The organism is Fischerella thermalis PCC 7521, assembly GCF_000317225.1.
Lineage (GTDB): Bacteria > Cyanobacteriota > Cyanobacteriia > Cyanobacteriales > Nostocaceae > Fischerella > Fischerella thermalis.
Genome location: NZ_AJLL01000036.1, coordinates 82,572 through 103,902 on the forward strand (window position 1 = coordinate 82,572; position 21,331 = coordinate 103,902).

Annotated in this window: 19 protein-coding genes; 9 read left to right on the plus strand and 10 right to left on the minus strand. The window is 41.7% G+C overall.

The window, feature by feature from the left end:
- Positions 1–33: 33 nt before the first annotated feature.
- The gene (purC, locus tag UYK_RS0108870) at positions 34–771 is read right to left on the minus strand and encodes a phosphoribosylaminoimidazolesuccinocarboxamide synthase (RefSeq protein WP_026086411.1); all 738 of its coding nucleotides are present in this window, start codon (positions 769–771) and stop codon (positions 34–36) included.
- A gap of 502 nt (positions 772–1,273) precedes the next feature.
- On the opposite strand from purC, the gene UYK_RS0108875 reads away from it, so the two are divergent.
- Positions 1,274–1,540, plus strand: a complete 267-nt coding sequence (locus tag UYK_RS0108875; RefSeq protein ID WP_009456124.1) for a DUF7219 family protein — start codon at positions 1,274–1,276, stop codon at positions 1,538–1,540.
- A gap of 62 nt (positions 1,541–1,602) precedes the next feature.
- Here UYK_RS0108875 and UYK_RS0108880 read toward each other — a convergent pair whose 3' ends face one another.
- The 5 genes from UYK_RS0108880 to UYK_RS0108900 form a co-directional block, all read right to left on the minus strand.
- Positions 1,603–4,161, minus strand: a complete 2,559-nt coding sequence (locus UYK_RS0108880; RefSeq protein WP_009456122.1) for a GAF domain-containing protein — start codon at positions 4,159–4,161, stop codon at positions 1,603–1,605.
- Positions 4,162–4,439: 278 nt separating this feature from the next.
- Positions 4,440–5,573: a glycosyltransferase family 4 protein gene (locus UYK_RS0108885; RefSeq protein ID WP_009456118.1), complete on the minus strand. Its 1,134-nt coding sequence runs from the start codon at positions 5,571–5,573 to the stop codon at positions 4,440–4,442.
- Positions 5,574–5,907: 334 nt separating this feature from the next.
- A complete protein-coding gene (locus UYK_RS0108890; RefSeq protein ID WP_009456117.1) occupies positions 5,908–6,135 on the minus strand; it encodes a hypothetical protein in 228 nt (75 codons plus the stop codon).
- A gap of 12 nt (positions 6,136–6,147) precedes the next feature.
- A complete protein-coding gene (locus tag UYK_RS0108895) occupies positions 6,148–7,302 on the minus strand; it encodes an NAD-dependent epimerase/dehydratase family protein (protein WP_009456116.1) in 1,155 nt (384 codons plus the stop codon).
- A gap of 163 nt (positions 7,303–7,465) precedes the next feature.
- On the minus strand, positions 7,466–8,023 hold the full coding sequence (locus UYK_RS0108900; RefSeq protein WP_009456115.1) for a hypothetical protein: 558 nt from the start codon (positions 8,021–8,023) through the stop codon (positions 7,466–7,468).
- 218 nt (positions 8,024–8,241) lie between these two features.
- Between UYK_RS0108900 and UYK_RS0108905 the strand changes: the two genes are divergently transcribed.
- From UYK_RS0108905 to UYK_RS0108930, 6 genes are all read left to right on the plus strand, one after another.
- Positions 8,242–8,586: a slr0373 family blue light stress response protein gene (locus UYK_RS0108905; protein ID WP_009456114.1), complete on the plus strand. Its 345-nt coding sequence runs from the start codon at positions 8,242–8,244 to the stop codon at positions 8,584–8,586.
- Between the two features lie 106 nt (positions 8,587–8,692).
- Complete coding sequence (ycf46, locus tag UYK_RS0108910; RefSeq protein WP_009456113.1) at positions 8,693–10,204, plus strand: stress-responsive protein Ycf46; 1,512 nt, start codon at positions 8,693–8,695, stop codon at positions 10,202–10,204.
- 147 nt (positions 10,205–10,351) lie between these two features.
- The gene (locus tag UYK_RS0108915; protein WP_009456112.1) at positions 10,352–10,702 is read left to right on the plus strand and encodes a DUF1257 domain-containing protein; all 351 of its coding nucleotides are present in this window, start codon (positions 10,352–10,354) and stop codon (positions 10,700–10,702) included.
- A 424-nt stretch (positions 10,703–11,126) separates the two neighbouring features.
- Positions 11,127–12,125, plus strand: coding sequence for a homoserine kinase (gene thrB / locus UYK_RS0108920; RefSeq protein ID WP_009456111.1), 999 nt, complete (start codon positions 11,127–11,129; stop codon positions 12,123–12,125).
- Positions 12,126–12,201: 76 nt separating this feature from the next.
- The gene (locus UYK_RS0108925) at positions 12,202–12,714 is read left to right on the plus strand and encodes a hypothetical protein (protein ID WP_009456109.1); all 513 of its coding nucleotides are present in this window, start codon (positions 12,202–12,204) and stop codon (positions 12,712–12,714) included.
- Positions 12,715–12,993: 279 nt separating this feature from the next.
- Positions 12,994–14,604, plus strand: a complete 1,611-nt coding sequence (locus tag UYK_RS0108930; protein WP_016871282.1) for an NAD(P)H-quinone oxidoreductase subunit 4 — start codon at positions 12,994–12,996, stop codon at positions 14,602–14,604.
- Positions 14,605–14,800: 196 nt separating this feature from the next.
- Here UYK_RS0108930 and UYK_RS0108935 read toward each other — a convergent pair whose 3' ends face one another.
- The 3 genes from UYK_RS0108935 to thrS form a co-directional block, all read right to left on the minus strand.
- Complete coding sequence (locus tag UYK_RS0108935) at positions 14,801–15,100, minus strand: type II toxin-antitoxin system RelE/ParE family toxin (RefSeq protein ID WP_009456105.1); 300 nt, start codon at positions 15,098–15,100, stop codon at positions 14,801–14,803.
- On the minus strand, positions 15,085–15,273 hold the full coding sequence (locus UYK_RS27660) for a hypothetical protein (RefSeq protein ID WP_009456103.1): 189 nt from the start codon (positions 15,271–15,273) through the stop codon (positions 15,085–15,087). The genes UYK_RS0108935 and UYK_RS27660 overlap by 16 nt, the downstream gene beginning before the upstream one ends.
- 65 nt (positions 15,274–15,338) lie before the next feature.
- The gene (gene thrS, locus UYK_RS0108945; RefSeq protein WP_016871284.1) at positions 15,339–17,189 is read right to left on the minus strand and encodes a threonine--tRNA ligase; all 1,851 of its coding nucleotides are present in this window, start codon (positions 17,187–17,189) and stop codon (positions 15,339–15,341) included.
- Between the two features lie 451 nt (positions 17,190–17,640).
- Here thrS and UYK_RS0108950 point away from each other — a divergent pair, with 451 nt between their 5' ends.
- Positions 17,641–17,979: a DUF2605 domain-containing protein gene (locus UYK_RS0108950; protein WP_009456099.1), complete on the plus strand. Its 339-nt coding sequence runs from the start codon at positions 17,641–17,643 to the stop codon at positions 17,977–17,979.
- A gap of 211 nt (positions 17,980–18,190) precedes the next feature.
- Positions 18,191–18,520 (plus strand): DUF2973 domain-containing protein, encoded by a 330-nt coding sequence (locus tag UYK_RS0108955; RefSeq protein ID WP_009456096.1) that lies wholly within the window; start codon positions 18,191–18,193, stop codon positions 18,518–18,520.
- A 141-nt stretch (positions 18,521–18,661) separates the two neighbouring features.
- Here the strand turns inward: UYK_RS0108955 and UYK_RS0108960 are convergent, their stop codons facing one another.
- A complete protein-coding gene (locus UYK_RS0108960; RefSeq protein WP_009456094.1) occupies positions 18,662–20,959 on the minus strand; it encodes an amylo-alpha-1,6-glucosidase in 2,298 nt (765 codons plus the stop codon).
- Positions 20,960–21,331: the final 372 nt, after the last annotated feature.

Sequence of the window (21,331 nt, forward strand, 5' to 3'; positions counted from 1 at the left end):
TCCTCACATTCCCCCACCTCCCCACCTCCTCAATTACCCTTTTTCCACTGCTTCTAGCACTCTTGTTAAAACCTCCTGGTAAGCATCCTCAACATTACCTAAGTCCCGACGAAAGCGGTCTTTATCTAGTACACGACGGTTAGGGTCATCCCCTGCGGATACGTCCCATAAACGACAAGTATCGGGACTAATCTCATCTGCTAATAGCAACTGCTGTTGTGAGTCCAAACCAAATTCTAGTTTGAAATCCACTAAGGTAATGCCACACCCCTGGAAAAACTCTTTGAGAAATTCGTTAATTTGCAATGCAAGATGGATTATACTGTCAACTTGTTCCGGAGTTGCTAATTCCATCAGCAGTATGCGATCGCGAGTCAACAGAGGATCTCCCAATTGGTCATTTTTGTAATAAAATTCCACCAATGGCATCTTGAGTACAGTTCCCAGTGGTAACCCTGTTTGTTGACAAAGGCTACCCGCAGCAATGTTCCTGACAACCACTTCCAATGGCAATATTTTTACTGCCTTGATCCGCATTTGGTTGGGAGCAGGACTTTCAATAAAGTGAGTCTTGACGCCCCGGGCTTCTAGCTGTTGAAATATTTTACTAGAGATGATATTGTTTACGGTTCCTTTATTTTGGATACTACCGCGTTTTTGAGCGTTAAATGCTGTCGCATCATCTTTAAAAACAGCCAGTAAGATTTCCGGGTTATCCGTAGGGTAGATAATTTTGGCTTTACCTTCGTAGAGCTTGGTTTGGGCAGTCATGGCAGGTAGTAAATTTAGGTTCAATGGCTGGCTTGTGTGCATTTAAGCTTAACCATTTTATCTTTTGTTTTTAGCCATTAGTCATCAGTGCAATACCTAAGTAAAACTGTTGACCCAAGATAGATGCACAAATTAAGGGCGGGAATTTAACATAGATTATGTGTTGTTTATATTCCCAGAAGTCGTAGCTATTTGTCACAAAAAAATAAATAAACTAAATGTATAAATTAATACAAAAAACTAGACTATTAATTCAAAGTTCAATACTATTGTTATTTAGCAGAAATTGTGAAAGTTCGGCAAACTTACTCAAAACTAAATAATGAATCTTTGCCAAAATTGACATTGGCAAGTATTTAGATAAAGTTTAAACAGTAAAGAAAAAAAGAATCCTCATTAACCTTTCTCCTTTACCCGTTCCCAGATTTTGAGATCGATATAAGGATTGTAAATTGTTAGTTTGTGATTAAAAGCAATGAAGAAGGTAAAAATTGGATAAAAAATGCCTAACAAAGATGATTTTCTTTATCCCCGGGGTCGCTACTACGGTCAGGTCAAGCCAGAAAATTTGGTATTTAATGCTAATCTACAGGAATTTGCCCAAAAAGTCAGTTATATCTGCAATCTGGAGACAGCCGGTAAGATATCTCCTGATGAGGCTTATGAGAATATCAAGGAGCTTTGGAAAAATTTGAAACAAGCGAAAAAACAGTTAAGAATTGGTGAAAACCCTTTCCGAATGGATGATGATGGTAATCAACCAGAGTAGTTAATTAGTCATGAGTTGTTAGTTAGTCACTGCGCTACCGTGTCCCCCGTCTCTCAATTTCCTTATTTATTCATCATTGTCCAAACTCCATCCCAAGAGTTTGGTAGACTTTGCTTGAGGTAATTACGAGCGCGTTCCAAATGAATACCAACGACCTGATCTATTGGTCGGATTCTTTTTGCTGCTTCAAAGTAGACGATCGCACTCTCAAAATTACGGTTGAGATAGGCGTTCCGTCCAGCATGGTAGAAAGAGAGGAATTCGTGGGTTGTGGCGTCTAGAGGGGTAGCGCGATCGCCTATTAATTCATAAATATTTACAGCTTGGTGTTTACCTTTAACCCGAATTTTATCTAATTCGCGCACCCAAATGCGATCGCGGCACAATTGGTAAGTAAATTCACTGATAATAATATCACAACCATATTCTTTTGTGATCGCTTCTAAACGCGAGCTGAGATTGACGCCATCACCGATGACTGTATAATCCATGCGTTTGTGAGAACCGATATTACCGGAAACTACTTCTCCGGAGCTAATTCCAATACCAATATGAATTTTTGGCTGTTCTTGAATCACGCGTCGTTGGTTAAATTCTTCTAATCGCTGTCGCATTTCCAAAGCAGCTTGCACAGCTTTCCAAGCATGATTTTCTGTAAGCGGGAGTGGCGCACCAAACACCGCCATTAAAGCGTCGCCAATAAATTTATCGAGAGTACCTTCGTGGTTAAATACCGCCTCTACCATCGTTTCAAAATACTGGTTTAGCAGCGATACCACCTCAGCCGCACCGAGATTTTCTGTCAGAGTGGTGTAACCTCTAATATCAGAAAACAAAACGGTGACTTCTTTGCGTTCACCCACCATTAAAGCATCTTCTCCCAATGCCATAACTTGTTCAGCGACACGAGGAGTTAGGTAGCGGTACATAGTATTTTTCATCCGCTTTTCCCGGCTGATATCTTCTAAAACTACCAAACCACCCCGCACTCCTCCTTCTGGGTTTGTCAGGGGGTTAACAGTTAAATTGATGCTACGTTCAATTTGATTGACACTATCAGCACTGACTAACTTCGATTGGGGAGTTAAAGATTGGTTCCAGGGGATAAAAAGATCAGTTTGAGTGCGATCGCGAATTGCTAAAATGTAATTTTTTGTATCTTTATCTGTAGTATCTAAATATAATCCCACCGTCAAACTTTGCTCCGGTACATAATGTCTTGCACCTGTTTTTAAACTATCTTGCAGCCGCATCTGTAAATTATCAATTGGTACAACCTCCCACACAAAGCGACCAATTAAATTTTGTTCCCAGGAAAGCTTATTATGTTTAGCATTTCCATCTATTAATGGACAACCCAGCAATTCTAAAGCTGCATCATTAATAGTCACGATGCAACCTGCCATATCTGTAGAAATTACTGCATCAGAAAGACTTTGGAGAATATCTTTCTGATATTGTTTTTCTAATAGTACATTTTCAAATAAACGGGCATTTTCTAAAGCAATTCCGGCTTGAATATTAAAAGCCCGCATAAATTCTTCATCCGAAGTACTAAAACTGCCTTGTTGTTTATTAATTAATTGTGTCACGCCAATTAATTCATTAGCAGAATTAAATACTGGTAAACATAAAATATTGCGAGTTACATACCCAGTTTTTTTATCTGTACTGGGGTCAAAACGGGGGTCTTTATAAGCATCAGGAATATTCAGCGCTTCACCAGTAGAAGCTACATAGCCAACAATTCCACGGTTAGCGGGAATGCGAATTTCCATCATTTTTTTGCCATCAGCCGCTGCTATTTTTGTCCAAAGTTCTCCCATTTCCTTACGATATAAAAATAGCGTACTGCGATCCGCTTGCATTAAAATTCTTGCTTGTTCCATCACTATTTGCAAAGTCGCTTCTAAGTCTAGACTTTGTCCTAGTGTTTGAGTTGCCCGCAAAAGCGCCGTTGCACCCCTTTGATTGCGCGCTGCGACATAGAAAGATTGGCAACTTTCTAAGATAATACCTATAGCAGAAGCAAAATCCCGAAATCGTTCTTCATCTTCACTGTCAAAAGGAATATTTCCAGCTTTGTTTGCCAGTTGTACTACGGCAACAACTTGATTTTTACTGCTTAAAACTGGCATACATAGAAGATTATCAATCTTATAGCCCATTTGTTTTTCTAAATCTGAGCTAAACAGAGAATGAGTAGCAGTATCAGATATATTTAAACATTCACCTGTACTAGCAACATAACCAGGAATACCAACATTAATCGGGATACGAATTTCTAAAGGCTTATAAATATTATCTTGAATAATTTTTGTCCAAAGTTGACCTTTATCGTTGTCTACTAAAAAAATAGTAGTATGTTCAGCTTGGAGAATTTGACCTATTTTTAATGTAATCGCCTCTAAAACTTTCTCCAGCATTGTTTCTAGGGCTTCGTTATTGATCAGCTCAATTGCCCGCAGAAATTGCTGGAATTCCGCAGTAATAAAATCTAGTAAGCAAACAAATTCATTAACAGAAAGGTCTTTAACACGACGTAATAAAGCGTGAGTGCGATTAACTTGAGTCAGTTCAGTTAATGTAGCTAGGACGCTACCAGTATTAAGGAGTGACATGAAATTTTAGATTTTAGATTTTGCGAAAAGTTTGTAGACAAGGAGTGGCTTCCCGTTAGGTTGCTAGGGCTTGGGGCGTACTCTACGAGAAGCCGCCCTACGGGCGTCTACAAAGCAGCGTCCTGGAGGGAACTTCAAAGCTTTTCAAGACGGATTTTAGACTTTAGATTTAGATTTTGGACTAGTAACTAGGTTATAGTTAACGGTTTAGAGTAATCAAAAATCAACAATTAACTACTACATGAATCCCAATCCAAAATCCAAAATCTAAAATCGGATTACGCTGCTTTGGGTAATTCAGAATAAATTACCTTTTGATAGTAATCTTGCAACTGACGAGTGGCAGCTGCCCATCCCCAGCGTTCGGCTTCTCGGCGGGCATTTTGACGAATAGATTCTCGTTCTTGTTTCATTTCTAGTAAGCGCAGAGTAGCAGCGATCGCACCTTCATCACCTGCATCAGGAGCAAATAGGTATCCATTGACACCATCTGTTACAATATCAGGAATGCCGCCAGAACGGGCTGCTACTACTGGACATCCTGCTGCCATTGCTTCTAGGAGTACTAGACCCAATGTTTCTGTGCGAGAAGGGAAAATAAAGGCATCAGCGCTAGCAAAAGCTGAAGCTAATTCTTTGCCAACCAGGTAGCCAACAAAATGAGTGTTTGTGTTGGCAAAGTGCTTTTCTAAGGCTTGGCGGTGGGGTCCATCTCCCACCAGTGCGAGTCTGGCTGCGGGGATAGCTTCTAGTATGGGTTTGATCCGCTCAATTTCTTTTTCAGCAGAAAGACGTCCAACGTATAATAACAAGGGACTATCTGGGTGATTTTGGGACAGACGCGATCGCATTTCCTCAGAGACTAAGCTAGGATGAAATGTTTCTGTATCTACTCCCCGTTGCCACAAGTTTACTCTTTCAATTCCGTGGGCTGTCAGTTCCTCCATCATTGCTGTAGAGGTACACAAATTTAAAGCAGCTTGATTGTGTCCCGCTTTGAGCAATTCCCACAATAACCCCTCAAGCATTCCTAAACCGTAATGCTGGAGATATTGAGGCAAGTGGGTATGATAAGAAGCAACTAAGGGAATATCAAGCACCTTGCTGTAGAATATACCAGCTAATCCCAAAACAGCTGGATTGACCACATGAATAATGTCTGGCTGAAACTGTTCCAAAATGTAACCAATGGCTGGGCGGGGTAGTGCCATTTTTAACTCAGGATACAGAGGTAGTGGAAAGCCAGAGACACCATATATTTTGGCTCCTTTATATTCTGTAATACCACCATCCGGGCAAATTACTAGTACTTCGTCGCCACTGCGTTGTAAATGTTCAATAGTATGACGTAGGCGTGTGACAATGCCGTCAACCTTGGGCAGAAAGGTTTCGGTAAATAGAGCAATCCTCATAAAATATCATTCACTACAGGCAGGGTGTTCAGATAATTCCAGCTTCTGGGCAATTTCAGCACTACTTACAGCGCAAACTGTTGCATAAACAACAGATTGGTCGTCATACTGTGCAAGAATATGACGACCAGTTTTCGGTCAGCAACTAACTTGAGTTAAATAGGGTTGTCTAACCAGCCTCATTCAGGTTTTACCCTGTGTTTTAAGTATGATTGAAGTTAATCAATTTTGGATTTTAGATTGACTCATCCAAAATCTAAAATTGGCATGGTTAAGATGTCTTGTTAGGCAGGGTGCAAATGCCATGAATGCCAATGGCTGCGATCGCCACACCTCACAAAACTCCAACTCCTTGAGCAAAGCAATTGATTCTGTGTCTGTTTTCTGCGGCTTGGGCAATAAGTAAGTCACCCACCTTTGCAGATGGAGACTTTGCCACTTGTTGATAATTTTTATGGGCTGCATCCTGTGTTGTCCATTCAGCAAGCAGATAGTAAACACTAATGCTACTAAATGCCACACCAGGCAATACAACAAACACAAACAGAACAAGCGATCGCATGTTCATGCTTTGCTATTTACGATGCCAAGTAACTTTTGGCAGAATTTGGTTTTTATCGACTCGATTTTGATATTTGACAGCAAAGTTCAATAGGGAATCAAGCAGGGAATCAGAGAGATAGTGAGGTTGTAAACCTAGATCCAACAGTTTGGTGTTTTTGGCATTAAAGTAGTGTTCTTCTTTTTCGATTCTGGGGTTATCTAGGTTATTAACTTCTACATTTAGCCCCATTGCATTCCCGGCTTTTTTCACCATCATCGCCAAGTCACCGACACTGAATTGTTCAGTAAATTGGTTAAATACACGGAACTCTCCAGATTCAGCAGGGTTAGCGATCGCCAGTTCAATACATCGCACTGTATCCCGAATATCCAAAAATCCCCGCGTTTGTCCACCTTTACCATAAACAGTCAGGGGGTGTCCAATTGCAGCTTGGATACAGAAACGGTTCAACGCTGTTCCAAACACACCATCGTAATCTAGGCGGTTAATTAACAGTTCGTCCATACCGGTTTCTTCAGTGAGGACGCCATAAACCACACCTTGATTTAAGTCTGTTGCCCTTAGTCCCCAAATCCGACAAGCAAAGTGGATATTGTGACTATCGTGGACTTTGCTTAAGTGGTACATTGAACCAGGTTGCTTGGGATAAGGCAAGGTATCTTTGCGTCCGTTGTGTTCAATGGTGATATAGCCTTCTTCTATATCTATGTTGGGTGTACCGTATTCACCCATTGTTCCCAATTTCACCAAATGGCACTCTGGGAAATCTTCTTTCATCGCGTACAACAAATTCAGCGTACCCACAACGTTATTGACTTGCGTCATAACAGCATGTTCGCGATCAATCATCGAAAACGGTGCAGAACGTTGTTCGCCAAAATGCACGATCGCATTTGGTTCAAATTTATGCAGGGCTTTTTGGAGAAACTCGTAATTAGTGATATCACCAACAAACAAATCGATGGTTTTACCAGTTAAGTCTTTCCAGCGTTGAGTGCGTTGGTGAATTGGTGCGATCGGGGTTAAAGTTTCTACACCCAATTCATTATCCCAGTGCCGCCGCACCAAGCTGTCTAAAATACCAACTTCGTAACCTCGATTGGAAAGATAAAGCGCGGTTGCCCAACCGCAATAGCCATCGCCACCAATAACCAGGACTTTCATTTTCACCTGTTTTTACTCGCTGATAGCTAAATCTACCAGGTTTGTGTCACCTCTAGACCATGAAGATTGGGGATTGGGTATCGGGGACAGGAAGACCAGGGAGAAAACAAATAACTAACTACTAACCAATGTACGGACGTGCCATGGCACGTCTGTACAACCACTAACTCTTTATCCTTGACTGTTGACTAATTTTATAGCTACTAGCGATGTAATCAAAAAAGCGGTAGTAGCTACTAAATTCTTGGCTGGGTGCTTTTCCCTGCCAGTAGTACTTCAGTTCTCCTTGGGCTAATTGCAGTGTCATTACACTTTCTTGTTGCCTAACTTCTACCGTCAGTACTCCGGTTACTCCTTGGGCAGTTGTAAAGTTGGGGTTTATTGATGTTTTGCCCTTTTCGTCTTGGTTTATATCTTTTGGCAGTTGCATTCCTGCCCAACTGCGAATCTCTACAGCTTTATTTCTTGGAGAAATAAAAACGATGCCGTCGGCGTTGTCTGATGGCAAAGACTTCCAAGTGCTGGGATAAGGAAATTCAAAGCCGTATCGGTTATTTCTATAGATTTTCCAAGTGTGATTGGAGCTGTGGAAAGCAGTTATTTTTGTACAGCCTCCCAGAATTACAGATAAAGCGATCGCGTAAATAATGTGTCTTGCACTCCTCTGGAAGCGGGATCTGGCAGATAGAAGACAAAATATGCTAGGAGTAAAGGCTTTCATTGATTAGCTGGAAGAGGGAATTTATGGGTATCTCACTAAATACTCTTGAGATATTGTTGCTTTTTTACCACTACCTATTTTTAGGGTGCAAAACCTTACGTTATTTCATGTGTAAATAAATATTACAATATTGACATCAAAGCGTCTTGCTGTCTTGACAAGCCAAAGACGAGTAGATATCGTAAGATACATACCCGGGTAAGACCGTTAACAGAGTTATGCAAGCTAATAAGCAAAAAGTTACTTTGTATTTGTCGCCAGAACTGCACAGAAAACTGAAAATACGTTCAGCTATTGATTCAGAGCCAATGTCGGATCTTGCCGAACGCGCCCTCGTTTTCTACCTGGCAAATTCGGAGCTAGTTGATGAAGTAGCTGTCTACGGAAAAACTCATAGAGTTTACACCTGTCCTAATTGTGAAAGCTCATTAGTTATACGTGATGGTGAATTGGTTGGTTTGGGCAAACAACCGGGAGTAATTAGTAGCAATCAAGAACATCTGCCAGTGGAAGAGATGGAGCAAGCCCATCCCAAAGGCGAGGAAGAATTAGTTCCTTGCTAAGCTCAGAATTGTGAATACATAACTTGTTATGAATTCTCAAAATTCTGCCATCTTTGCCAACTGCGATGTCTAGAGTTTCTGTAAAAGGTCTCAAGTAGGTCGATTTATGAAAGAAGAGCTCAACATCCTCATTCAAGCTCAATACCCTTTAATCTACCTTGTGACCTCCGAGGAAGAGCGGGCTGAGCAGGCAATCTTTACAATCGCTCAATCGTCAAAACCACAACGGCGAGTGTACGTTTGGACAGTAACTCACGGCATCGTGGAGTATGGTCAACCCCGGAATGTAGGTCAGCATAATACTATTTCACCAGAAGCGGCGATTGATTGGATTATCCGGCAAAGAGAACCAGGTATATTTATTCTTAAAGATTTACATCCTTTTATAGATGCGCCTGCGACAACAAGGTCTTTACGGGATGCGATCGCAAGCTTCAAAGGCATGCAAAAGAACATCATCTTGATGTCACCAATGCAGCAAGTACCCATTGAACTGGAAAAGGAAGTTGTCGTTTTAGACTTTCCCCTTCCAGATATGGGTGAGTTGAATAAAGTTTTGACTCACCATATAGAAAATCATCGTGGGCGACGGCTAGCAACAGAAGCACGGGAAAAACTTCTCAGAGCTGCCTTAGGATTAACAAAGGACGAAGCGGAAAAAGTATATCGTAAAGCCCAAGTTACAACTGGACGCTTAACAGAAGAAGAAGTTGATATAGTTTTATCAGAGAAAAAGCAATTAATCCGACGCAACGGTATATTAGAATACATAGAAGAAGACGCAACCATTGATGCTGTTGGTGGCTTGGAAGAATTGAAAAAGTGGCTAAAACAGCGTTCCAATGCATTTACAGAAAGGGCGCGGGAATATGGTTTGCCTCAACCAAAAGGAATGTTAATTCTTGGTGTTCCGGGTTGCGGTAAGTCGTTGATTGCTAAAACCACATCTCGGCTTTGGGGTTTGCCACTGTTGCGGTTAGATATGGGGCGAGTCTATGATGGCTCAATGGTAGGACGTTCAGAAGCAAACTTACGTAACGCCCTTAAAACCGCCGAATCTATTTCCCCTGCAATATTATTTATCGATGAATTAGATAAATCCTTTGCTGGTAGTACAGGGTCTTCTGATTCTGATGGTGGTACTTCTAGCAGGATATTTGGCTCTTTCCTCACCTGGATGCAAGAGAAAAAATCCCCGGTATTTGTCATGGCAACTGCCAACCGAGTGGAAAGATTACCAGGAGAATTTTTAAGGAAAGGTCGTTTTGATGAAATTTTCTTTGTGGATCTGCCCACACCAGAAGAAAGGCAAGATATATTTAAGATCCACCTGCATAAGCGCCGGGAAGACATCTCCAGGTTTGACCTAGAACAGTTATCTAAAATGTCTGATGGTTTCTCTGGAGCCGAAATTGAACAGGCGATCGTGGCAGCGATGTACGAAGCTTTCGCCCAAGATCGTGAGTTCACCCAATTAGATATTATTGCTGCACTGAAAGCGACACTGCCGCTGTCTCGGACGATGCAAGAACAGGTTACAGCCCTCAGAGATTGGGCTAGACAGCGTGCGCGACCCGCAGCAGCTTCCATTGCTGAATATCAGCGAATGGAATTCTAAAAGCTTTCCCCTGGCAATACAGGGGGGAAGAGCTAGTCCTAAAGGCTAGCTGTTAATAAAAAAAACCGCGTTCTGCTAAACGCGGCTTACTCTCAAAACAAACCAAACTGTTGTCCTTTTTCTCTACTCTCTTTGGAGGAAACCCAAATGTCTCATTTTAGCACTCTGCGTACCAAAATTACCGACGCTGAAATCCTCAAGCAGTCCCTGCGCGACCTTGGTATTAGCGTAAAGACCGAAGCTGATGTTCGCGGTTACAACGGTCAGCGTGTTCGTGCTGACATTGTAGCAGTATTAGAAGGCGAATATGACCTCGGTTGGTCTCGCAACAGCGACGGTTCTTTTGACCTAATCGCAGACCTGTGGGGTGTTGCTAAAAAGCATAATCAGACCGAACTGATTAACTCTATCAACCAGAAGTATGCTGTTAACAAGACCTTGACAGAAGTGAAACAGCGCGGCTTGCAAAATGCCAACGTTAAGTTGGTATTGCAATAGTAATTTCTCTGCGCGTTCCCAAAGCTGCACGGGTTAACCATGTTAATAGCGGTTAGCCCGCTTTTTTATCGGCTGGATTCACTTCCAGTCTTTATTTTTGCAGCAACTTCTTTAGTTTGGTTGAATAGATTCAGTTTACTATTTTTAAATCCAACATTTCTAACTTAACATTTTTTAATAACGAAATTTAGTTGCTTATAATCAAAACTGAGTTGCTAAGAAGTTACCAGGTTTACAAATTCCTTTCAAGCCTTGATCACAGGAAATTGCACCTCTGTGATATAAGACTCATTATCCTGTTCATTGCCCTCCTGTAAGGGCAGAGTCAACCCATTTCGGATTTTGTAAAAAACCTAATCCAAAATCCAAAATCTAAAATCCAAAATCGTGAGATGCTGGTTGATTGATTAGTTAAATTTTTTCAATGACTGCTGTTGATTCTGTATCTGTTATAGTTCCCGCAACTACCGCAAATTTAGGGCCAGGTTTTGATTGTATTGGTGCTGCTTTAACGCTGTACAACGAGTTTACGTTTACCCGTGTTGACTTACCCCCTTATCAAGGAGGGGAAACAGCAAAGGTGATTATATCTGTCACTGGCGCAGAAGCTGAACGAGTGCAAACTGACGAGAGTAATTTGCTCTATCAGGCGTTTGTAAAGTTATATCAACACTTGGGGCAAACTCCGCCACCTGTAGAAATTGAGATCAAGCTGGGTGTACCGCTAGCAAGGGGTTTGGGTAGTTCGGCAACGGCTATCGTTGGAGGTTTAGTAGGTGCGAATGTGTTGGCGGGTGAGCCTCTAAGCCAATCGCAGGTGATGGAGTTGGCGATCGCTATGGAAGGACACCCAGATAATGTAGTGCCGGCGTTGTTGGGGGGTTGTCGTTTGGCGGCTACGGGGGTAGAAGTTGAACCACCAAGACGCCATAGACGCGCAGCGGCTTCCGGAACGGTAGAACGGCAAGAGTGGGAGATTTGTGAGGTTCCTTGGTGTGAGAATATTGTGCCTGTGGTGGCGATTCCTGATTTTGAGCTTTCTACAAAGGAGGCTAGGCAGGTGTTACCTTCTCAGGTGAGTCGAGCAGATGCGATTTTTAATACGGCGCATTTGGGGTTGTTGTTGCGTGGTTTGGAGACTGGTAACGGGGATTGGTTAAGGGCGGCTTTGCAAGATAAGTTACATCAGCCTTACCGGAAAGCATTGATTAAAGGATACGATGTTGTCAATGCCGCTGCTATTAATGCGGGTGCTTACGGTATGGTGATTAGTGGTGCTGGGCCAACATTGCTGGTTTTAACAGATACAATAAATGCGGAAGCGGTGGCGGCGGCGATGTCAGCGGCTTGGCGATCGCAAGGAATTTCGCCAATAGTGCGATCGCTTGGGATTGATACGCAAGGGGCAAGAAGTTTTTATTAGTTGTTAGTTGGTGTTTGGTAGTTGTTTGAAAAAACAAACAAACTATAACCAACAACAAACAACAAACAACAAAAAAATGACTATAGAGCAAATTCTGGCAGAAGTTGCAGCACTTCGCTCTCAAATTGAGGTTCTGCGTGAGGAACGTGCTTCTTTGACTGTTACTGTCACACCTCCCGAAAATGATTCACCCCAAGCAATCACTGAAGCTTATCGTCGTTATGCTCGCGAAAATGCCCAATTGGTTGCGGAACTCAAGGGCATAGATGATGCGATCGCTGCTTTGGAAGATCAATTGGTACAAAAACAAGCCCAATTACAGCAATGGCAAATTCAAGCTAAACAACTTTCTCTACAGGAACAACTAGATGAGGCAAGAAAGATTGCTCAGGTTCACGCGCAACGGATTAATGAACTGGCTGCGGAACTTGCCATAGAAATACGCAGTCTGAAGGCTTGTGCTGATGAACTCAGTCCACTGTACTGGCAAGTCTATTACAAGCCGTTTATTACTGGGTTCAAGACAATCTCGGTTCCCCATGTCCGTTCTGACGGAGATGTCTGGACAATTGTTAACCGCATTGTTTGAATTACATGGATCTCCGATTTCTCTAAGAAGTTGGGGATCTTGTTTTTGAAATATCATTCTTAAGACAGTTGATATTAAGATTTATAACGGTGGTTAGAGCCACTGTTTTTTATTGACTTAGCAAAAATTTACATATAGGATAAATTTGGTAAAAAATCTAAGTATTTATTACTAAATTTATTAAAGATTTAGGAATCATAGGGATAAATATCGTTTACAAAACTATGAATTGCTTAATATAATGTAATTAAAAGTAAAAACGAAAAACGATTTTCAGTGATGATTGCTCAATTTCCTTGGTTAACAACCATAATTATCTTGCCACTGGTGGCTGCCTTAGCCATTCCTCTCATCCCAGATAAAGAAGGCAAAACTGCTCGTTGGTATGGTCTGGGAGTAGCGCTAACAGACTTCGCTTTAATGATTTATGCCTTTTGGCAAAACTACGATTTTCAAAGTTCAGCATTTCAGCTGGTAGAAAAATATCCTTGGATTCCGCAGTTGGGCTTGAACTGGTCTGTTGCAGTAGATGGATTGTCAATGCCTTTAGTACTGCTGACAGGCTTAATTAACACCCTCGCAATCTTCGCGGCTTGGAAAGTAACCAACAAGCCGCGTTTATTTTATGGTCTAATGCTGATGTTATACAGCGCTCAGCTTGGCGTATTTGTCGCCCAAGATTTGCTGCTGTTCTTCTTAATGTGGGAAATCGAATTAGTACCCGTCTACCTATTGATTTCCATTTGGGGAGGACAAAAGCGCCGTTATGCAGCTACTAAATTTATTCTTTATACCGCCCTTGCTTCTATATTTATCCTGGTAGCAGCCTTTGCAATGGCATTTTCGGGAGATACCGTCAGCTTCGATATGGTAACTCTGGGAATGAAGCAATATCCTAGAGCCTTTGAGTTACTGGTTTATGCAGGTTTCTTGATTGCTTTTGGTGTCAAACTACCAATATTCCCACTCCACACTTGGCTACCTGATGCTCACGGTGAAGCTTCTGCACCCGGTTCAATGATTTTGGCTGGTGTGTTGTTAAAGATGGGTGGTTATGCGCTCATTCGCATCAACATGGAGATGTTAACCAATGCTCATGTTTACTTCGCTCCAGTTCTGGCAATTTTAGGTGTAGTCAATATTATCTACGGTGCCTGTTGTGCCTTTGCTCAAACCAATCTCAAGCGTCGCTTAGCTTATTCTTCGATCGCCCATATGGGATTTGTGCTAGTTGGTATCGCTTCCTATACAGAAATTGGGATAAGCGGTGCTGTACTGCAAATGATTTCTCACGGTTTGATTGCTGCTAGTTTGTTCTTCCTCTCTGGCGTTACATACGAACGCACCCACACTTTGATGATGGATCAAATGGGTGGTATCGCCAAAGTAATGCCTAAAACCTTCGCTCTATTTACTGCTGGTGCAATGGCTTCTCTAGCATTACCAGGAATGAGCGGCTTTGTCGGTGAGTTGATGGTATTCCTGGGTATTGCTACCAGCGATGTTTACAGTTCTAGTTTCAAAGTTGTAGTTGTACTACTTTCTGCTGTAGGCGTGATTCTCACTCCGATTTATCTATTGTCGATGCTACGTCAAGTCTTCTACGGTAAGCAGAATACAGAGTTGCATCTGGATGCAGTAGTACCCGATGTCAAACCCCGCGAATTGTTCATCACTGCTTGTCTGTTGCTTCCAATCATCGGTATCGGTTTTTATCCCAAATTGGCAACCCAAACCTATGATGTCAAAACTGTAGAAGTAGCAGCTCACGCTCGCCAGTTTCTACCAGTAGTGGCTAAACAACAACCATCAAGTTTATATTCAACTATTATTACCGCGCCAACATTGGCTAATTCACAACTTCCAAGTTTGGTTAATATTGCTGATTAACTATTTCACAAGGGCTGGTGCTACTAAATAAGTTTAGAAAGACAAAGTGGGGGTGATTTTGCGATCGCCCCCACAACGCAAGCAAATACCGGATAAATACAGATGGGTTTTTTGTCTGTATTTACCCGGTTGCATTTTTGCTTGAGTGTGAAAAATTCTCTTGGGTTTGTTTGATTTAACTCATAGGCAATGCTATTCAATCCATTTCAAATTTATCCAGTAACTTCTTTCCGTAAATCACTGCGGCAACAGTAACAATATCTCCCTGAATGCGATAGATGATTCTGTAGCTATATGCCGGATATTCTCTGATATTATCGTTGCCAAACTCTGGTACAATGCGACCAGAAAAAGGTTCTTTGCTTAAGTTGACGCTTGTGTCAAGTATTTTCTTGACAACTGTCGCAGCATAGGAAGCCGAGTCACGAGCTATATATATGGCAATTGCTTCTACATCATCTAACGCTTTGGGAGACCATTCTACTTGATAAGCCATTTGTTCAATCGTTCTTCGGCCTCATTTTGGGTTCTGGTTGCTTGATGTTCGGCCACTTCTAAACCGCGCCGGACTTTTTCAATGACGTACAAATGATATTGAACATCTTCTATAGAACAATTATCAGGTAATTGGTTCAAAAGAGATTGTATCTTTTGTTTTGTAGAACTCATAATGTAATTTCTAGTTAATTTATATTGCAATATAATCAGGTGGGCAATACCCACCTAATACATTGTTAAAAATTCTCGAAGTTTGCGATAGCTTCCTTAATCTTATCTAAAACTTCGTCCACAGGCATAGTCCCTAATTCCCCATTTGCACGAGTGCGGATACTCAAAGAATTAGTTTCTACTTCTTTAGCACCGATCACAGCCATGATGGGGATCTTTTCTTTTTCGGCATTGCGAATGAGTTTACCCAGGCGATCGCCACTAGTATCTACTTCCGCCCGAATACCTAATGCTCTCATTTTTGCTGCAACTTCTTTGGCAAAATCAAGTTGCACTTCACTCACTGGTAGTAATCTTGCTTGTACTGGCGCTAACCACAAAGGGAAATCTCCAGCATATTCTTCGATTAAGATGCCAATAAGTCTTTCTAAAGAACCAAAAGGCGCACGGTGAATCATCACTGGACGTTTACGAGAACCATCTTCAGCGACATACTCTAAATCAAATCTTTCTGGCAAGTTGTAATCGACTTGCACCGTTCCCAACTGCCATTCCCTCTCCAGAGCATCACGGACGATAAAATCTAGTTTGGGTCCGTAGAAAGCAGCCTCACCAATGCCTTCAAAGTGATCCATTCCCAAACTTTCTACAGCACGACGTATGGCACTTTCAGCTTTGTCCCAAGCTTCATCAGAGCCAATGTACTTATCACTGGCTGGATCGCGAAAACTCAGTCGTGCTTTGAAATTCTGATCAAGTTTAAGAGTTTTAATCACTGACAAGATCAAGTCAACCACGTTAAGGAATTCGCTGTCTAGCTGCTCTGGAGTCACAAATATGTGAGCATCGTCCTGAGTAAAGCCCCGCACTCGCGTTAAACCGCCCAATTCTCCAGATTGCTCAAAGCGGTAGACAGTGCCAAATTCCGCCAACCGTATCGGTAATTCACGATAAGAACGCAATTCGCTTTTATATATTTGGATGTGAAAAGGACAATTCATGGCTTTGAGAACAAAGCCTTGCTCATGGGCAGCTGCATCTTCGTTTTCTGCCATCATCGGGAATAAGTCTTCTTTATACTTCTGCCAATGGCCAGAGGTTTTAAATAAATCGACTCTACCGATGTGAGGAGTGACGACTGGTTGATAGCCACGTTTTATTTGTTCTTGTTTGAGGAAGTCTTCTAAAAGGCTCCGCAGTAAGGTTCCTTTGGGTGTCCATAATGGCAATCCTGGCCCCACTAAGTCGGAAAAAATAAATAACCCCAGTTCCTTGCCCAGTTTACGGTGATCTCGTCTTAGTGCTTCTTCTTTACGCCGCTTGTACTCTGCTAGTTGTTCTGGGTTCTCCCATGCTGTACCGTAGATGCGTTGTAGCTGTGCTTTGGTTTCGTCTCCACGCCAGTAAGCACCAGCAACACTTTCTAATTCAATGGCTTTTGGATTTAATTCCTTGGTGTTTTCTAGATGTGGTCCGGCGCACAAATCCCACCATTCATTGCCTAAGTGATAGATGGTAATTGGTTCTTCTTTAATATCCGCCAGAATTTCTAGCTTATAAGGTTCGTTAATTTCCTTAATTCGCCGTTCAGCTTCTTCTCGACTAACTTCTTCCCGAATGACTGGCAGTTTACGATTGATAATTTTATCCATCTCTTTTTTGATGGCTTTGAGATCCTTATCGGTAAAAGGCTCCGGATTATCAAAATCGTAGTAAAAGCCGTTTTCAATCCACGGACCAATGGTAACTTGCGCCTTGGGAAACAGCTTTTGCACCGCCATCGCCATCACATGGGATGTGGTATGACGAATTTTTTTTAAGTTTTCTGATTCACTTGTACGCGGCAAATAAATTTTTTTCTCTGGCTGTTGTGATGGACTAAATTGTTCAGAAGGCGACATCGGCTGCTGATCCATTAGCGAAGTGATGATTTATTAGTAATTTGCAACTGACATATATATTAGCGACCATAAGAGGATCGGGGATCGGGGAATTAATTGGGGGTCAGGGATTAGGGAATTAAGAAAAATAATAATTAATCAATTCCCGAACACCCATACCTTATCCCCGATCCCTTATCCCCTATTCACAGATGATTTTTGATATAAATTTTGGAGGTTTTATGTTTTTGATCGTTATTACTTAATATTATTTCTATTTTCCCTAAAGACTTAAGAAATGTTTAAATACTTTGCTTGAATCTGCCTTGAGGATAGGTACAAATAACATTGGATATATATATAATGTTAATAAGTAGCACAAAATACATTTTTTTGAAAGTTTATGGTATATGGCGTATATTTTGAATGTTAAGAATCGTAAATAGCGTTAATATTAGTAAGAAACTTAGAAATATGCTTGTCAATTATGCGAGACTCAAACTTATCAGAGCCTGAGTTGCTCAAGACAATTTTGCAACCACTACTGGATGATTTTCAGTATTGGTTTGCGCGATCGCGTAATTTTCTGGAAACAGAGCAACTTAATTTTATGAGCAGCCAGGAGCAATCTGCCTTGCTAGAGCGAGTCAAGCAAGCCCAGGAAGAGGTGAACACAGCCAAGATGCTGTTTACTGCAACAGAGGGACAAGTTGGAATTGATATGGCAACCTTAATGCCTTGGCATCAATTGTTATCACAATGCTGGAAGGTAGCGATGTATTTCCGCACTGAAAACCCAAGCTCACAACAGCAAGACGGCAGATAAATTCTGGAAGCGAATAAAACTCTTGACAGCATTTATTACTTAAGTCAGCCATGTGATTGATTATACACTTGTTTTGATTCCCAGATTCAAACCGCAAATATAGGCCTAGGAACAAAGTTTTTGCTATTTGCCATAGTTTTCAATTCAAACTAGGCAGAACAAATCATTGTTATAAATTCTTTTAAAAATTTTGCCTCTGGAGGAAAATCCGATGTTACATCTACTTTACATTCTGGCTTTTACAATTCTTGCTTGTATAGCTGTTGCGAACTTAATTCGCAATTTAATCATGTTCAGCTTTGATAGAGACCGGAGTTATCCAGCCAGGTACTCGTCAATGGCAAATCAAGGTAACTATCCCTATGTAGCATCTAGAAGAGCGTTCACACCTCATCCAGAATTACTAGATGATTCTGGCAACATCATCAAAGAACCATTGTTAGTAATGCGTTCGATCAATGTCGATGATGCGCGTCAACAACTTGATGCTCTTTATGAATCTTCACCAGGACAAAAAAGCGAAACCCAGGAAGAAGGCTAAAGGATGAAGCATGAAGGCTAAAGGATGAAGGACAAAACCTTTACTTTAGCTCATAGTTCATCGTAACCTACGGCAAGCAGCCCTAACGGGCTTCTACACATTTCATACTTCATCCTTCATACTTCACACTTCATCCTTCAATTAAGCTTCAATTACTACTCGGAGGTTTCCGCGTTTTTTGGCAACACGGCAAGCTGTGGTATTTCCAGAACGCTCGAATTCTAAATCAAGGATAGTGGGACCGACTCGCAGATTATGCAGCGAGAGGCGATTGATTGACTCTGGCAAAGCGGGGTCGATAATCCGTAAGCAGTTATTGGGTGCATCTGGGACTAGATTCACCATCATATGCAGCATCTGAAAAATACTACCAGTAGCCCACGCTTGGGGTGTACAAGCAACAGGATACTGTACAGGAGAACTATCATCACTGATACGCTCGAAACCGCAAAATAACTCTGGAGGGCGATAATAGGACTGCTTTTTAGTCATGTCGAATAAACCCTCAAAAAGTTCCAAGGCTTGATCGACTAAACCGAGCGATCGCAATCCCATAGCGATCAAAGAATTATCATGGGGCCATACAGAACCGGTGTGATATCCCATCGGATTGTAAGCAGGTGACAAACTGCTGAGGGTGCGAATACCCCAACCATTAAACATATCAGGGGCGCGCAATCGCTCTGCCACACTATAAGCTTTTTCTGGTGTAAAAATACCCAAGTGCAGACAGTGACCAGGATTTGAAGTAATACTGTCTACTTGTTTACCATCTCCATCTAAAGCTAAAGCACAGAAATCTTGGTCTTCCATCCAAAAATCTCTGTTAAACCGCAGCTTTAGATTTCTGGCTTCTTCCTGCCAACGATCTGATAAATCCAGCCGCTTTTTCATTCTAGCAATTTCTGCCAAGCGCATTTTAGCGGCATAGACGTAACCTTGGACTTCACAAAGAGCGATCGCTCCGTTAGCTAATTCGCCTTTACGGTTGACAATACAATCACCAGAATCTTTCCAACCTTGGTTAACTAAACCACCTTTGGATTTACGTTGATAGCTGAGGTAGCCAGTGGCTTTCATGTTGCGATCAATCCACTCCATCGCCGCCAATGCATTCGGCCACAGATTTTCTAGAGTTTCTGTATCATGTGTCCATGCATAGTACTCGGTGTATAGCATCAGCCACAAAGGAGTAGCATCAACAGTACCGTAGTAAGGAGTATGGGGAATTTCCTGACACCTAGCTAATTCTCCTAACCGGAGTTCGTGCAGAATTTTACCTGGTTCCTCTTCGCGCCACTCATCCTCGACTTTACCTTGGTATTGAGACAGAAGAATCAGAGTTTCTTTAGCAATTTGGGGATTTAACATCAAGGTTTGGGAAGCTGTAATGATAGAATCCCGCCCGAAGAGTGCTGAAAACCAAGGTACTCCCGCCGAAACAGTCTTATATTTGCCAAAAGATTGACGCAACAAATACATATCTTCCTCAGCACGTTCAATCACACGATTCACAGCACCTTTTTCGTCTGCGCGAATACGTGTAATTTCTTGCACCCAGTTTTGCTCTTCCATTGTCTCAGCAGCTTTTGCTTGACTCAAGGTTACAGGAGCGCTGACAGTAGAAGTGGGCTTGTTATTGGTGAGCATATTCACCCGATAGCCCAATTTTTGTTTTTCATGGGATGCTAACTCTAACTGCCAAATTGCCGTGTAACCTTTGAAGTAATCTGGTAGCCGATGCTGAAAATTGATGCGAGATTCCATCACCAAACCATCTACACCCTGGTAAGCGAGTGTTAAAGATTTGTCGGTGGGTATTGCAGGATGAAGTTTGGGAGGCGAAGCACCATCCAGAGAAACTACCGTGTCTTCTACAAATGTCGGCTCGATCAGACGCAAAAGCTTACCTTGCTTTTCTCTGCCAAAGCCTCTAACTTCAAATAAATCTACAAAATCAGCATCAAAGCTAATACTCAGTTCAAAATTGATTGTACTTGTGCTATAGTTAGACACTTCTAATTCTTCAAAAAGTGCGCCATTTAGCACAATTTCTCGACGAATACCCACTGTATCAGCTTGGAGGCGATCATCAACTCTCGGATTAGTACATAAGACTGACAGTGAAAAACCTTTATCAGCAGTACTACTTAATAACACAGGCGATCGCCCATCAATCTGCAACTCTAAGCGGCTCAAAAATCTGGTATCAGCACAAAATAGCCCCATACTAGGGTTGCCATCACCAAGAGAACAGGCAGAAAGATTACCTAGAGTATCTGTAACTAAAAATAAGTCGTCATCTTTAATCGTGAGCGTTAACTGCGGTCTTTCACTAATTACACAAGGCCATTCAGGTATAGGTAGTAACTCTGCGGGGACAAAAGTTTTTCCGTCCAGGAAAATCCTCTCCGGCGTCATCAATATATCCGGTGTCATCAGCCAGTATTCCGTGTACAAATCTATATTTTTTCAGGTCAGTTCAGCGTTAACAGGAAGAAAAACGCTCTAGCAAAACTTTGTGAGCTTTGTTACAAAGATAAATGATAATCACATTTAGCCAGTGGGCAGAAACACATCAAAGTTAGATTATTAAATCTTTATAATTCTAAAGTGAATTCAAAATTTGCGTAGATAAACACAAAAAACAGGAACATTTTTCTTGTTCCTTTGATTTGTTTTTTGAGTTTCTAAGCGGTCAACCTTAAAGGTAATAGGTAATGGGTAATTAGTAATAGGGGTATTACCCAGCAATTGCCATGGTCAAAGACCTCTCCTTCGGAGCATGGCAATGGAAGTATAAATATAAAG